Source organism: Isoptericola hypogeus, assembly GCF_039531145.1.
Lineage (GTDB): Bacteria > Actinomycetota > Actinomycetes > Actinomycetales > Cellulomonadaceae > Isoptericola > Isoptericola hypogeus.
The window spans coordinates 231,911-245,440 of the sequence record NZ_BAAAPM010000009.1 but is presented as its reverse complement, the minus strand read 5'-3'; the positions used below and the strand labels follow the sequence as shown (position 1 = coordinate 245,440).

Annotated in this window: 11 protein-coding genes; 3 read left to right on the top strand and 8 right to left on the bottom strand. The window is 72.9% G+C overall.

Features of this window, described 5'->3' with window-relative positions; translation table 11 throughout:
- Both ABD254_RS19130 and ABD254_RS19125 read left to right on the top strand, forming a co-directional pair.
- On the top strand, positions 1-1,565 hold a 1,565-nt coding region (locus ABD254_RS19130), incomplete at its 5' end, for a serine/threonine-protein kinase (RefSeq protein WP_344250385.1).
- Between the two features lie 298 nt (positions 1,566-1,863).
- On the top strand, positions 1,864-3,636 hold the full coding sequence (locus tag ABD254_RS19125; protein WP_344250384.1) for a CHAT domain-containing protein: 1,773 nt from the start codon (positions 1,864-1,866) through the stop codon (positions 3,634-3,636).
- A 218-nt stretch (positions 3,637-3,854) separates the two neighbouring features.
- On the opposite strand, the gene ABD254_RS19120 is transcribed toward ABD254_RS19125, so the two are convergent.
- Together ABD254_RS19120 and ABD254_RS19115 are read right to left on the bottom strand one after the other, a co-directional pair.
- Positions 3,855-6,368: an ATP-dependent DNA ligase gene (locus tag ABD254_RS19120; protein WP_344250382.1), complete on the bottom strand. Its 2,514-nt coding sequence runs from the start codon at positions 6,366-6,368 to the stop codon at positions 3,855-3,857.
- Positions 6,369-6,429: 61 nt separating this feature from the next.
- Complete coding sequence (locus ABD254_RS19115) at positions 6,430-6,687, bottom strand: acyl carrier protein (protein WP_344250381.1); 258 nt, start codon at positions 6,685-6,687, stop codon at positions 6,430-6,432.
- A 217-nt stretch (positions 6,688-6,904) separates the two neighbouring features.
- On the opposite strand from ABD254_RS19115, the gene ABD254_RS19110 reads away from it, so the two are divergent.
- On the top strand, positions 6,905-9,037 hold the full coding sequence (locus tag ABD254_RS19110) for a catalase (RefSeq protein WP_425553865.1): 2,133 nt from the start codon (positions 6,905-6,907) through the stop codon (positions 9,035-9,037).
- Between the two features lie 39 nt (positions 9,038-9,076).
- Here ABD254_RS19110 and ABD254_RS19105 read toward each other — a convergent pair whose 3' ends face one another.
- The 6 genes from ABD254_RS19105 to ABD254_RS19080 form a co-directional block, all read right to left on the bottom strand.
- A complete protein-coding gene (locus ABD254_RS19105; protein WP_344250378.1) occupies positions 9,077-9,520 on the bottom strand; it encodes a DUF6098 family protein in 444 nt (147 codons plus the stop codon).
- A gap of 19 nt (positions 9,521-9,539) precedes the next feature.
- Complete coding sequence (locus tag ABD254_RS19100) at positions 9,540-10,409, bottom strand: SDR family oxidoreductase (RefSeq protein WP_344250376.1); 870 nt, start codon at positions 10,407-10,409, stop codon at positions 9,540-9,542.
- 72 nt (positions 10,410-10,481) lie between these two features.
- Positions 10,482-11,183 carry a PAS domain-containing protein gene (locus ABD254_RS19095; protein WP_344250374.1) on the bottom strand — a complete coding sequence of 234 codons (702 nt, stop codon included), beginning with the start codon at positions 11,181-11,183 and terminating at the stop codon, positions 10,482-10,484.
- Between the two features lie 131 nt (positions 11,184-11,314).
- Positions 11,315-12,670 (bottom strand): cytochrome P450, encoded by a 1,356-nt coding sequence (locus ABD254_RS19090; RefSeq protein WP_344250372.1) that lies wholly within the window; start codon positions 12,668-12,670, stop codon positions 11,315-11,317.
- Positions 12,671-12,722: 52 nt separating this feature from the next.
- Complete coding sequence (locus ABD254_RS19085; protein WP_344250370.1) at positions 12,723-13,142, bottom strand: CBS domain-containing protein; 420 nt, start codon at positions 13,140-13,142, stop codon at positions 12,723-12,725.
- An 85-nt stretch (positions 13,143-13,227) separates the two neighbouring features.
- Entirely contained in the window at positions 13,228-13,470 is a 243-nt protein-coding gene (locus tag ABD254_RS19080) for a hypothetical protein (protein ID WP_344250368.1), read from the bottom strand.
- Positions 13,471-13,530 lie beyond the last annotated feature (60 nt).

Below are 13,530 nucleotides of genomic sequence, written 5' to 3'. Positions count from 1 at the left end.
AGCCGCTCCTCGTCAAGGTCCTCCATCCGCACCTGGTCGACGACGAGACGACGCGCGCCGCCCTGGCTCGCGAGATCGCGGCGTCGGCCAAGGTGGACCATCCGGGCGTGGTGAAGGTCCTCGACACCGGGGAGGACGAGGTCGCGGGCGCGACCGTTCCCTGGGTCCTGACCCGCCGGCTTCCCGGCGTCCCCCTCTCCGAGGAGCTGACAGCTGGCGCCGGCCTCCCGTGGCCCGACGCGCTCGCCCTGGTGGCCGGGCTGCTCGAGGATCTCGCGGCCGTGCACGCCGCCGGCCTGGTGCACCGCGACGTGGGGCCGCGCAACGTCGTGGTCGACCGGCGCGACGACGGCACGATGACGGTCGGGCTGCTCGATCTCGGTCTTGCCGCCCCCGGGGGAGGCGACGGCGACGGGGAGCGAGTGGCCGGCTCGGCGGTGTGCATGTCGCCCGAGCAGGCCCAGGGCAGGCCGCTCGACGCGCGCAGCGACCTGTACTCGGTCGGGGCGCTGGCGTACTTCGCCCTCACCGGGCACGCGCCGTACGAACGGGCCCGGCCCGCCGACGTCCTGCTCGCCCACGTCGGGGCGCCCGTGCCGGCGCCGTCGGCGCGGCGGGCCACGGTCCCGGCAGCCGTCGACCGGTTCGTGGCACGGGCGATGGCCAAGAACCCGGCCCGACGGTTCGCGACCGCGGGCGCGATGAGCGCGGCCGTGGCGGCGCTGCTCGGCACGGGTACGACGGCGAGCGAGGGTGGCACGTCGGACGGGCCGGATCCCGACCAGACGATGACGCTGGGCCAGATCGCGGCGGACGATCCCCACCGGACGGCGGTCGTCGGGGTGGCGGGCGCGGCTGTGGCCGGGGCCGCCGCCGCTGCGGCGGCGGCGGCGGACGAGGCCGAGATCCAGCGCACGCGGCAGCTCGGAGCCGTCGACGCGACCCACGAGCTCGCCGACGCAGCAGCGCCGCCGCCCGACGCCGCACCCGGTCCGCCGACGGAGTCGCCCGAGGGGGCGGCCGCCGAGCAGTCCCGGTGGCGCAGGTTCCTCGGCCGGCGTGGGGTGATCGTCGCGCTCGCGCTGGTCCTGGCGGCCGCCGCCGTGGGTGGTGTCGCATGGTGGTCCCTGCGCGACACCGAAGGCGGGACGCCGGTCGCCCCGGTCACGCACAGCCCGTCGCCGTCCCCCACGGCGACGCCGACGACCGAGCCGACGACCGAGCCGACGGAGCGGCCCACCACCGCGCCGACCTCCCGCCCGACGTCGACCTCGACGCCCACGCCGACGCCCACCTCGACACCCACGGCCACGCCAACCCCCACGCCGACCCCCACGCGGACGTCGACGCCCACGCCGTCCAGCGACCCGACGTCGCCGGAGCCGACGCCGACCGACGAACCCACCGACGAACCCACCGACGAGCCGACCTCCGAGCCGACGCCGACCGACGAACCCACCGACGAGCCGACCTCCGAACCGACGCCCACCGGCGAACCGGCCCCGTCGACCGCGCCGACGCCCCCGGGCGACGCGACCGGGGGCGGGGCCGGCACTGCACCCTGACCGGGCAGGCCCTTCTGGGCCGGTCGTCGACCTGCGGTGAGCTGGTACTGCTTCACCAGACCCTCGGGTGAAACGCCCATCGACGTTCCGCAGCGGGTGGCGAACCCAACCCCGCTGACGGCATGATCAAGAACTACCCGCCGACCCGGACCCGGACCCGACTTCTTCAGCAACGTCGACACTTCACCGAACTGATACGCCGGTCGAGCGTCAGTGATCGAGTTTCGAACCCACGTGCCAGCGTCTGCCCGTGGCTCGCGGAATCCCATAGCAGAAGCACGACGGCGAGGGGGTAGCGGTGGTTCAGATCCTCGAACTGGAGATCAGCCGCGGCACCGATCGCCATGCCTACACCGTCCAAGTTCTTCGCTCCCCGGCCGGCGAGGCATCTGCGGAAGTCACACTCGACAGCGGCGAACTCCTCGATCGGCGCCAGAAACTTCAAGAGGCTGTCCTGCTGTCGTCGGTGAGCAGCCGCAGCACAGTATCTTCGTCCCACGAGGGAGTCGTGCGGGCTGTCGGTCGAACCTTGTTCGACGTACTGTTCGGGCCGGCTTCGATCTCCAGCCTCTACGCCGCCAGTCGCGCGTTGGCCGACGCAAATCATGAGGATCTCCGGGTCGTGCTTCGAACCGGCAGCGCGGAACTTGCCGCGCTGCCGTGGGAGGTCATGTACGACACTGACGCGGACGCATACGTGTGCCGTCGCCAGCCGCTCGTTCGACACATTCCCGTGGCCAACGCCCCTTCGCCGCTGCGCGTCCAGGGTGCCTTGCGGATCCTCGGCATCGTCTCGTCACCGCGCGGCATGGAAATGCTCGACGTGGAAAGAGAGAAGGAGAATCTGACCTCGGCACTCGCCCGACCTATCGAACGCGGGCTGGTCGACCTTCGATGGGCGCCCGACGCGACCTGGCGAACACTCCAGGACTTGCTCCTCAGTCAGGAATGGCACGTCGTCCACTTTATCGGACACGGCGATTTCGACTTTGAATGCGAGGAGGGAATCCTCGTGTTGGTCGGCACGGATGGTCGACCAAACCGAGTGGAAGCCCGGCGAATCGTAGACCTGCTCCGCCAGTCTCGCCCCATGCCGCGGTTGGTCGTTCTCAACGCGTGCTCTTCGGCGACGTCGAACTCCGAGAACCTCTTCTCCGGGACCGCGGCGGCGCTCGTGCGGGGCGGTGTCAGTGCCGTCGCGGCGATGCAGTTCGAGATCACGGACCATGCTGCGATCGAGTTCTGTCGAGGCTTCTACAACGCTATAGCCTATGGTCGCGGTATCGACGAAGCCATGGGGAGCGGGCGCGTCGCGATACTCGGATCCGGCAGGGAGACGCTCGAATGGGTCACCCCCGTGCTCTACCTTCGCGGGCTCACCTCGCAGCTCTTTTCGGTCGACCAGACCCCCCGAGCCGGTCACGAAGCCGAAGCGCTGGACAACGTCATGCAACGGGAGCCCACGGAGCATCCTTTGAAGAGGAATCGCAGCGACGAGGGCAGTCATGCTGACGACGTCAAGGGCACCGCGACCAGCGCGGGGAGCACCACTGCCACGCATGGCGCCGCGCGCAAAGGAACAGACTCGGCCGCTTCGGCGGACGCCAACAACAAGAAGAACCTCGAACTACTCAGGGCGAGAGCACGGGAACTCGCCTGGTGGAACCCTAGGCCCTCCCAGGTGGCCCTGGAAGAGATCGGCGATCTGCTCGCTGTCGCCGAGGTACCGCTTGGTGCTGTCGGCGTTCCGGGCGGCTGGGCTTCGGACATCGCTTTGGTCGTCACGGATCGGTGTCTCTACCTATGCGGACCGGCCGATTCCAAGAGGTGGCACGAGTCTTGGAACACCTTTCCCGCGTCTGCGCAGCCCACCAACAACGTCGTAAGGATTCCGATTGAGCGCGTCGAAGCCTGTGAGATTGTTCCGGAAATCAAGATCCTGAGGATCCGCTGGCAAGGCTTCGCCGCCTCCCTCAAGACTCCCGCTGAGCGCTCGGTTCTGCGTCGGTTGGCCGTCCATCTCGAGGTCGTCTTAACGCGAGCGGGCGGGACCGCTGCCTCAAACGGATGAAGCCAGGCACCGATCGTCCAGCCGCCGGCGACGTCCCGCACCGACGAACTGAGCAGCCGATCGAGGGACCTTGTCGAGAGCCACAGGAGCTGGCGCCGGTGATCGAGGGGAGCCGGCTCACCCAGAGCGAGGGAACGGTGACGACCAGCCTCGCGTGGGAGCCGTCTCGGCCAGGTCGGATTGCGGCAAGGCGCTCCGGTCACGCTGAGCCGGCACCGTCACTCGCGGCGTACCTGCGACGGGGCCTTGTCCTCGCGCCATCCTCGCCACCGCGGCTGCCGGAGCCGCCCGTCGTCGGTCCACTCGGCGAACTCGACCTCTCCGACGAGGCGCGGCGTGACCCAGCGCGCGTCCCGGGCGTCCGCCCGGGGCACGTCGTCCAGGGGCGACGTCTTGCGCGCGTCCCGGCCCAGTCGGTCGCGCAGGTCGTCCAGGTCACGGTCGGAGAACCCGGTCCCGACCCGGCCCGCGTAACGGAGCCGACCGTCGTCGTCGCCGACCCCGAGGAGGAGCGACCCGACCGTCCCGGCGCGACGCCCGTTCCCCGGCCGCCAGCCGACGACCACCACCTCCTGCGTGCGGGCGTGCTTGATCTTGATCCACGACCGGGTCCGGCGTCCGGCGGCGTACGGCGAGTCGCGGCGCTTCGCCAGCACCCCTTCGAGGCCGAGCCGCTCGCTGCTCTCCCAGGCCGCGTCGAAGTCGCCGTCGAACGCGGGCGGAACCTTGACGGCATCGTTCTCGGTCACGAGGGCCTCGAGGCGCTCGCGCCGGTCCGTGTAGGGAAGGTCGAGGAGCGGTTCGCCGTCCTGCTCCAGGACGTCGAACAGGAACACCTGCACCGGGACGCGCTTCGCCGCCGCTCCGATCCCCCGCGGATCGGCGAGGTTCATGCGCTGCTGGAGCCGTGCGAAGCTCGGCCTGCCCTGCTCGTCGAGCGCCACGATCTCGCCGTCGAGCACCGCCTCACCGCGGACGGCGCGCCCGAGCCCGTCGACGATCTCGGGATAGCCGGGGCCCTGGTCCTTCTGGTTGCGGCTCCGGAGCGCGACCGCGCTCCGCCCTTCCTGCTCCTCGACGCGAGCCAGGGTGCGGATCCCGTCCCACTTCATCTCGAACGCCCAGCTGCCCGGATCGCCCCCGCCGACGACGTCGTCGCGCTGCCCGAGCGTGGTGAGCATGGCCTCGTAGGTGCGCCGGCCCGACGCGACCTCGGCGGACGACGCGCCGCCACCGGTCGGCGCCGCTGCCGAGCGTGCGCCGACCCCGTCCTGGGACTTGGTCCGATGGATGAGCCACTGCGAGCCGGGCGCCCCGTGCTCGCCCGCACCCTCGCCCTCCTTGGTGCGGATCAGCGCGAGCCTCCGGTCGCCGTGCTCTGACCCGTGCAGGACGACGACCACCTCGTCGTCGTGCCACTTCTCCAGGTCGTAGGAGCCCGCGTCCCAGATCGTCACGGTGCCGGCCCCGTACTCCCCCTTCGCGATGGTCCCCGCGAACCCTCCGTACTCCAACGGATGGTCCTCGGTCTGCACGGCGAGGTGGTTGCGGGCCGGGTCGTCGGGCTCGCCCTTCGGCAGCGCCCAGCTCACGAGGACGCCGTCGCGCTCCAGCCGGAAGTCCCAGTGCAGGCGGCTCGCGTGGTGCTCCTGGATCACGAACGAGCTCCCGTCGGGGCGAGGCTCGGGGGCGGAGTCCGGCACCGGCTCGTCCGTCCGGGCGCGGTCGCGCTTCTCCCGGTAGGTGCTCAGCGCGTCGCGTCGACGGCGAACGCGATCGCCGTCGGCGTCGTCGCCCGCCTCGGCGCCCCGGTCACCTCCACCGGCCTTGACGCGGCCGGCTCCTGCCCCGGCGAGCGGGTCGGGGCGACGACCGATGCGGCTCAGGACCTCCTTGAGATCGAGCTGTCGCAGGTGCGGCGAACCCAGCTCCCGCCAGGTCCTGGGGACGGCGACCCAGGGCCAGGACCTGCCGCGCAGCGAGTACGGGGCGACGGTCGTCTTGCTGCCGTTGTTCTGCGACCAGTCGACGAGCACCTTTCCGCGCCGCAGCGTCTTCTTCATGTCGCTCACCACGAGGTCGCCGTGGTCGGCCTCGAGCGCACGCGCGAGCTCGTGCGCGACCTCGGTGACCTGCTCGGCCGACGCCCGCCCGTCCAGGCGTGCGTAGAGGTGGATCCCCTTGCTCCCGCTCGTCACCGGCACGGGCTCGAGCCCCGTGTCGCGCAGGATCGCGCGCGCGAGCCGGGCCACCTCGACGCACTCCGGCAGTCCCGCGCCCTCCCCCGGGTCGAGATCCAGCACCAGCCGATCGGGGTCGCGGGGCGACCCGTCCTTGCCGGCCGGGCGGGCGAACCTCCACTGCGGGACGTGGATCTCCAGCGCGGCCATCTGCGCGAGCCAGACGAGGGTCGCCGCGTCCTGGACCAGCGGGTACGTCGACGTGCCGGTGCGGTGCTCGAGGCTGCGCCGCACCACCCAGTCGGGCGTTCCTCGACCCAGGTCCTTGTGGAAGAACGGGTCCGCCCCCACACCGTCCGGCCATCGCTTGCGGGTCGCCGGCCGGTCCCGCACGTGCGGCAGCATGGCGTCCGCCACCGCCGCGTAGTATTCGACGACGTCGCGCTTGGTCGTCCCCGTCTCCGGGTACAGGACCTTCGACAGGTGCGTCAGCCGCACGTCGTGGTTCCCCACGCGGACGACCTGGGTGTCCTCGTCATCGCCGGTGAGCATCGCTCCCCTCCCTGCGGACGTCCGCCTCACCGCCCCGCACGTCTGCTCCGCGAACCTCGCGTCACCCCTCGTTCGCGCCCTGGGGCGACGTCGCGGACGTCCCGTGGGGTGCGAGCTCTGCGAGGAACCGATGGCACTGCTGGGCGCGCGCCGAGTCCTCCGCCATCACCTGCTCGAAGAAGCTCGCGATCTCGTCCTTGCCGGCGTTCCGGGCGTCGCGCACGTACTGCCCGTAGTCGTGCCCCGCCTTGAGCGAGTGGTACTGGACCGAGATGAGGTCGTACGTGACGTCGTCGAACCCAGTTTCTCCCGTTGCCATGGTTCAGCCTCCTCATGCCGGAGAACGCCGGCCTGTGCCGGCGGGGCGCACCCGTCGGCGTGGTCGGCCCACTGCTGGACCGACCTCCACCGTGCCAGGTTCGGACCTGCTCGCAAGCGACGTCCTGGCCGACCCGGTGGCGACGAGGGCGATCAGGGCCGACGGTGGACGGGTGCTCGAGAACGGGGCACGGTCGTTCGTCCACGGGAGGTCACCGATGACGGATCAGCCCGACACGCACCGTGAATCGTCCGAGCCCGCCGCGGCGCCGTTGCCGCGTACCGCACCACCTGACCCGCGGAGCCCGACCGGCGTGCCGGAGCCGCCGACAGCCCCGGACGCCCGTCGCCAGAGCGGGGAGCGCCTCACCACGGCCCAGGGGCTGCGCGTCGACGACACGGACCACTCCCTCACCGCGGGCCCTCGCGGGCCGGTCCTGCTCGAGGACCACCATCTGCGCGAGAAGATCACGCACTTCGACCACGAGCGGATCCCGGAGCGTGTCGTGCATGCGCGCGGCGCGGGCGCGCACGGGACGTTCCGCGCCTACGGGAACGCCGCGAGCGTGACCAAGGCTGCGTTCCTCGCCGAGGCGGAGGCCGAGACCGACGTCTTCGTCCGGTTCTCCACGGTGCTGGGCTCTCGCGGATCGGCGGACACCGTGCGGGACGTGCGCGGCTTCGCGACGAAGTTCTACACCTCGCAGGGCACCTTCGACCTGGTCGGCAACAACTTCCCGGTGTTCTTCATCCAGGACGCCGTGAAGTTTCCCGACATCATCCACGCGGGCAAGCCGCACCCCGACCGGGAGATCCCGCAGGCGCAGAGCGCGCACGACACGTTCTGGGACTTCATCTCCTCGCACACCGAGTCCACGCACATGGCGATGTGGGCCATGTCGGACCGCGGGATCCCACGCAGCTACCGCACCATGGAGGGGTTCGGGGTCCACACCTTCCGCCTCGAGGCGGCCGACGGTACGACGTCGCTGGTGAAGTTCCACTGGAAGCCCGCGCTCGGGGTGCACTCCCTCGTCTGGGAGGAGGCGCAGATCGCGCAGGGCGCTGACGCGGACTTCCACCGCCGCGACCTCGCGGACGCCATCGACGCGGGGGCGTTCCCGCAGTGGGAGCTCGGGCTGCAGGTCATGCCCGACACCCCGGACGAGACGTTCGAGGGCATCGACCTGCTCGACCCGACGAAGATCGTGCCGGAGGAGCTGTGCCCGGTGCAGCGGGTCGGCATCATGACCCTGCACGCCAACCCGGAGAACTACTTCGCCGAGACCGAGCAGGTGGCCTTCCACGTCGATCACCTGGTCCCCGGTATCCACGTGACCAACGACCCGCTCATGCAGGGCCGGCTGTTCTCCTACCTCGACACCCAGCTCTCCCGGCTCGGCGGGCCCAACTTCGCCCAGCTGCCGATCAACCGGCCGCACGCGCCCGTGAACGACATGCTGCGCGACGGCATGCACCAGACCGCCGTGCACGACGGCATCGTGGCGTACAAGCCGAACGCGCTCGACGACGACCGGCCCACGGCCTCGCCCGACGACGGTTTCGTCACCGTGGCGACGCCGGTCGAGGGCACCAAGGGGCGCCACCACCCCGTGTCGTTCACCGACCACTTCAGGCAGGCTCGGTTGTTCTGGCTGTCGATGACGCCCGTCGAGCAGGCGCACGTCGCCCAGGCGTACGCCTTCGAGCTCGGCAAGTGCGCCTCGCCCCGGGTCCAGGAGAACATGCTGGCCAGCCTGGCGCGGGTGGACGCCGACCTTGCGTCGCGCGTCGCGACCGGGCTCGGTCTGCCCGTGCCCGCGGGCGACGTGCCCGAGGGCGTCGAGCCGTCCCCCGCCCTGTCCCAGGTGCCGACGGAGCCCGGGCGCGTCGAGGGCCGCGTCGTGGGCGTGCTGGTGGCCGACGGCGCCGACCTCGGCGCGGTCGCGGCGCTGCGCTCCGCGCTCGGCGAGGAGGGCGTGGTGGTGCGGGTCGTCGCACCGCACGGCGGCGAGGTGGCGTCGGGCGACGCGAGCGAGCCGGTGGACCGGACCCTGCTGACGACGCGCTCGGTCGAGTACGACGCCGTCGTGATCGCCGACGGCACGGCCGGCACCCCGCTCGCGGCGGACGGCCGCACGCACGTGCTCCTCCAGGAGGCGTACCGCCACGGCAAGGCGATCGCCGCCGTCGGGGACGGGACCGAGGTGCTGCGGGCCGCCGGCGTGGCGACCGAGGCGCCCGGCGTGCATGTCCTGGACGCCGGGTCCGACGACGCCGCGCGCGTCCTGCGGCACGACCTCGGCATGCACCGGGCCTGGGCCCGTCTGGAGGCGCTGGCAGGCCTGTGACCGGGCCCGCCCGCGGTCGGTCCACGGCCGACCGCGGGGTCAGCGCCCGTCGTCGCCCGGGCGGAACTCGCGCCGGTACGTGGCCTCCGCCTCGTCGACCACCGACCGGTCGATCGACGCGACGGGAGTGGTCCCGACGAGCAGCGGCTCGCAGTCGGGGCCGCGCCCGGCGACCTGGCCCGTGAGCACCCAGGGGAACCGGTGCGGGGTCATGAGGTGGGCGTACTGGCACAGCTGCCGCGCCAGCCAGTGCTCGAGGGGCCGGTCCCACCACGCCTCCGGGGCGAGGGGGTTGACGCTGAGGCCCGGCAGCACGCACCCGCTCTCGTGGTCACGGCTCCCCGCCGCGGCGTCCGCCGCCGGGCCGGCGCTGAAGCGCACGTAGAGCGGGGACACGAGGGTGACCAGCTCCGCCACCTCGGCGAGGGAGCGCAGACGCGGCACGCCCGGGACCACTGCCTCCGCCGCGTCCTGCGCCTCCACGGTCGCCCCCCTCGTCCCGTCAGAACACGGGCTTGCCGCCGGTCACGCCCAGGACGGTGCCCGACACGTAGCTCGCGTCCGACGGCGAGGCGAGGAACACGAACGCCGGCGCGACCTCCGCCGGCTGCCCCGCCCGCCCGAGCGGCGTGTCGGCCCCGAACTTCTCCACCTTCTCCGGCGGCTGCGTGGCCGGCTGCAGCGGCGTCCAGATCGGGCCCGGCGCGACGGCGTTGACCCGGATCCCCCGCGGCCCGAGCTCCGCCGCCAGGTTCACCGTGAGGTTGTTGATCGCCGCCTTCGTGGACGCGTAGTCCACCAGCGACGTCGACGGCTGGAACGCCTGGATCGAGGAGTTGTTGACCACCGCCGACCCCTCACCCAGGTACGGCAACGCCGCCTGCGTGATCCACAGCAGCGCGTACAGGTTCGTCTTGAGCACCCGGTCGATCTCGTCGGTCGTGACGTCCTCGAAGCCCTCCCGCCGGGCCATCTGGAAGCCCGCGTTGTTCACGACGACGTCGAGGCCGCCGAGCTCGTCGGCGGCACGGCCGGGCAGGGCCCGCGCGGTGTCCTCGTCGGTGATGTCCCCGGGCAGGAGAACCGCCTTGCGGCCCGCCTCGCGCACCCAGCGCGCCGTCTCCTCCGCGTCCTCCTGTTCCTCGGGCAGATACCCGAGCGCGACGTCCGCGCCCTCGCGCGCGAACGCGATCGCGACCGCGCGCCCGATACCCGAGTCCCCGCCCGTCACCAGGGCGCGCAGCCCGTCCATCCGGCCGCTGCCGCGGTACGACCGCTCCCCGTGGTCCGGCACGGGGTCCATCGCCCCGGTGAGGCCCGGCGGCTCCTGCTGCTGCGCGGGGAAGCCCTGCTGGTCGTCGCTGCTCGTCATGGTCGTCCTCCTCTGGTCAGGGTTGACGTGGTCCTCGTCGCGGTGACGCTCGCCGGTCATGCAGTCATGCGGTCATGCCGCCGTGCGTCGGCGCGCGAGCTGCGGCTCGTGCACGTGCGGACGCTTGCTCGGCCGCACCCCGGCCAGCACGTCCTGCACCCGCCGATCCGCGACCTCCCCGAAACCCGAGCCGCGCGACAACCCCGCCATGAGCTGCGCCGCCGCCTCCCGCAACCCGCAGCCGGCCGCGCCCGCCGCCTCGGCGAGCACCCGCTCGGCGGCGGCCGCGTCCAGGCCACGGGTCGCCATCAACACACCCTTCGCCTGCTCGATCGACGCCGCCGAGACGAACGCGGAATCGATCGCCCTACGGACCTCCCGGTCCACGGCCTCCCGCTGCAGCGGGGTCGCGTCCACCACATACCCCACCACCTCCGCCGCACGCCCGTCGCGGCCCCGCCGCACCTGGCCCGTGACCAACAGCTCGCGGGTGCGCCCCCGCGCGTCCACCACCCGGTGCGCACACGCGAACGGACGCCCCGTGCGCAACGAGGCCATCGCCTCCCGCACGACCCGGTCCCGGTCGTCCGGATGCTGCCGGGCCCGCATCACCTCGAGACCCGGCTCGACGCCCCCCGGCTCGTAGCCATGCACGAGGAACACCTCGTCCGACCACCACCAACGACCCGAACCGAGGTCGACGCGGTACTGGCCCACCAGCACATGCGTCCCCACGGCGAGCGACGCCGCGAGATCATCAGCAGCCAGAGGCACACCAGGCCCAGCAGGCTCGGCAGGGGCAGCAGGGGCGGCAGGGGTCGGAGTGGTCGGTCGTCCGCTCATGGTTCGGCCTCCGTCAGTCGCTCACGAGGTCCGAAGCCGCTTCCTGACTCCGACCACTCACGCTAGCGCCGCCGCGCCGGACCAGCCACCCGGCCCGGGCGCAGACCGAACCTCAGCCCCAGGTGGTCCATGGTGCACGGCAGGGGGTCGCGCTCCAGGTAGCGGCCGCGGGCGACGTGCAGATCGAGCTCAGCCAGCCGCGCGAGACCGTGCGACGCGACCAGCAGCACAAGGTTGCGGCCCGGGCAGGACGCCGGTCCCCCGCTGAACGGGACGAGACCCCAGTCGGCGTCGTGCCGCCCGTCGAGCCAGCCCTCGGGCACGAAGGAGTCGGCGTCCGGGAGGCGCTCGGTGTCGCGGTGGAAGAAGGAGCTCACGACGACGAATCCGCTGCCCGCGGGGAGCGTGCGGTCGTCCCAGCGGGTCGGCCGGGAGGACTCCCGCAAGATCGCGAGCGTCGTCGGCCACAGCCGGACCGACTCCAGGACGCACGCCCGGGCGTACGGCAGGAGCGCCGGCCCGGCCCCGGCGCGGGCCCACTCGTCCCGCAGGCGATCGCGCACCGCAGGACGGGCGGACGCGACGGCGAGCGCCCGCAGCGTCGCCGCGCCGGCGGCGTCGAACGCGAAGAGCCAGTGCGGGACCTGCCCGGCGGCCGCGGGCCCGCCGAGGGCGACCACCCCGTCCGCCAGGGACCCCGGCGCCGGCTCGTGCAGGTAGCTCTCGACGCGCCGGTCCAGCTCGCGGCGCAGCCACGGGCGCCGCGGCCGCAGCCACGACCAGTTGCCGTCGCGGCGCAGCGCGCCCAGCACGTCGACCAGGCGGCGGTCGTCCCGGGCGCCCGGCCCGAGCACGACCTCGAGCACCACCGACCACCACGCGTCCGCGAAGGACGACGCGTCGAGCCGGCCCGTCGCCCGCGCGGTCTCGGCGAGCCGCCCCGTGGCGCGGGCCACGGCGTCCACGAACGCCGCACCGTCGTCGTGCACGGGCCGGTCGGCCTGGAGCACCGCCTCGTTGAACGGGCGCCGCTCCGAGCGGTCCTCGGGCGGGGAGATCAGGACGCCGTCGGGCTGGAAGTGCGCGAGCGCGCCACGCTTCTCCTCGGACGCCGGGGTGAACGGGTCGGGCGTGCCCGCGAGCAGGCGACGCACGTCGTCCGGATGCGTGACGACGACCAGGCGGCGCGTGCCGACGCGCAGGACGAGCGGCGCTCCGTCGTACCGCTCCCGCAGGCCCGCGAGGATCGTGCGTGCGGTCCGGTCGCTCTGGCGGCGCTCCGCCCACGCCGTCATCCGCGGGCGGCGCACGACAGCGCCCTGGGCGACGAGGGGCGCCAGGACCGACCGGACGACGCGCGCGGCCTCGGCCGGGGTCAGGTCGACGGGCGCGCGGGCGACAGGCGGCGCGGAGGTCATGCCGGCCCCGCCCGGACCGCTCCCCGGCGCCCGTCGCCCATGTCCCGGCGCGTCAACCGTTCGGCGGCGCGTCAGAGATGTCGGCGAGCGCCGAGCTCGGGTCGCGCTCGACGGCCAGGTCGCCGATCGAGACGATGCCCACCACGACGTCGCCGTCCAGCACGGGGACGCGGCGCACGGCGGCGTCGCGCATCACCTGGACGGCGACCTCCACCGGGTCTCCCGGGCCCACGGCGACCAGCCGCCCGCTGGTGACGTCCTGGACGCGCGCGTCGCCGTCGAGGCCCTCGGCGAGCCCGCGGACCACCAGGTCACGGTCGGTCACGATCCCGACGGTCTGCACGCCGGAGCCCACGACGAGCGCCCCGATGTCCTCGGCGGCCATCGCCTGGGCGGCCGTGCGCAGCGTGTCGGAGGCGTCGACCGTGGTCGGCGCTGGAGTCATGCAGTCGGCGACGGTTCTGGCAACCATCCCGGCCTCCTCCCTGCGAAGGATGACGGCGGTCTGCTTCACCGACCCGGCCACCGTGCCCCGCCGGCGTGCTGCTCGCACGCCGTCAGGACCCGGCGCTGTCGGTGAGGTCGGCGCCGGTCGTCGTCCGTGCGCAGTGGCTGCAGCAGAACGTCTGGTCGTCGACCTCGACGCCGTGACCCAGCACGGCGACGCCGCAGTGCGCGCACCGCGGCGCCATCGCGTGCGCGGCGCACTCGAACGAGTCGAAGACCCCGCTCGTGCCGTCGTCCTTCGTGATCGTGAACGTGTGCGGGTAGTCGTTCCCGCACGAGTCGCAGGTCGCCATGTCGTCCTCCGTGGCCGGTGCCGGGCGCGCCCCGTGGCGGCTCGGTCTGTCGCACGGCCC

Excerpts from the sequence above, each read along its gene's own strand:
- ABD254_RS19120 (WP_344250382.1), bottom strand. The coding sequence starts at position 6,368 with ATGCTCACCGGCGATGACGAGGACACCCAGGTCGTCCGCGTGGGGAAC.
- ABD254_RS19115 (WP_344250381.1), bottom strand. The coding sequence starts at position 6,687 with ATGGCAACGGGAGAAACTGGGTTCGACGACGTCACGTACGACCTCATC.
- ABD254_RS19110 (WP_425553865.1), top strand. The coding sequence starts at position 6,905 with ATGACGGATCAGCCCGACACGCACCGTGAATCGTCCGAGCCCGCCGCG.
- ABD254_RS19100 (WP_344250376.1), bottom strand. The coding sequence starts at position 10,409 with ATGACGAGCAGCGACGACCAGCAGGGCTTCCCCGCGCAGCAGCAGGAG.
- ABD254_RS19090 (WP_344250372.1), bottom strand. The coding sequence starts at position 12,670 with ATGACCTCCGCGCCGCCTGTCGCCCGCGCGCCCGTCGACCTGACCCCG.
- ABD254_RS19085 (WP_344250370.1), bottom strand. The coding sequence starts at position 13,142 with ATGGTTGCCAGAACCGTCGCCGACTGCATGACTCCAGCGCCGACCACG.
- ABD254_RS19080 (WP_344250368.1), bottom strand. The coding sequence starts at position 13,470 with ATGGCGACCTGCGACTCGTGCGGGAACGACTACCCGCACACGTTCACG.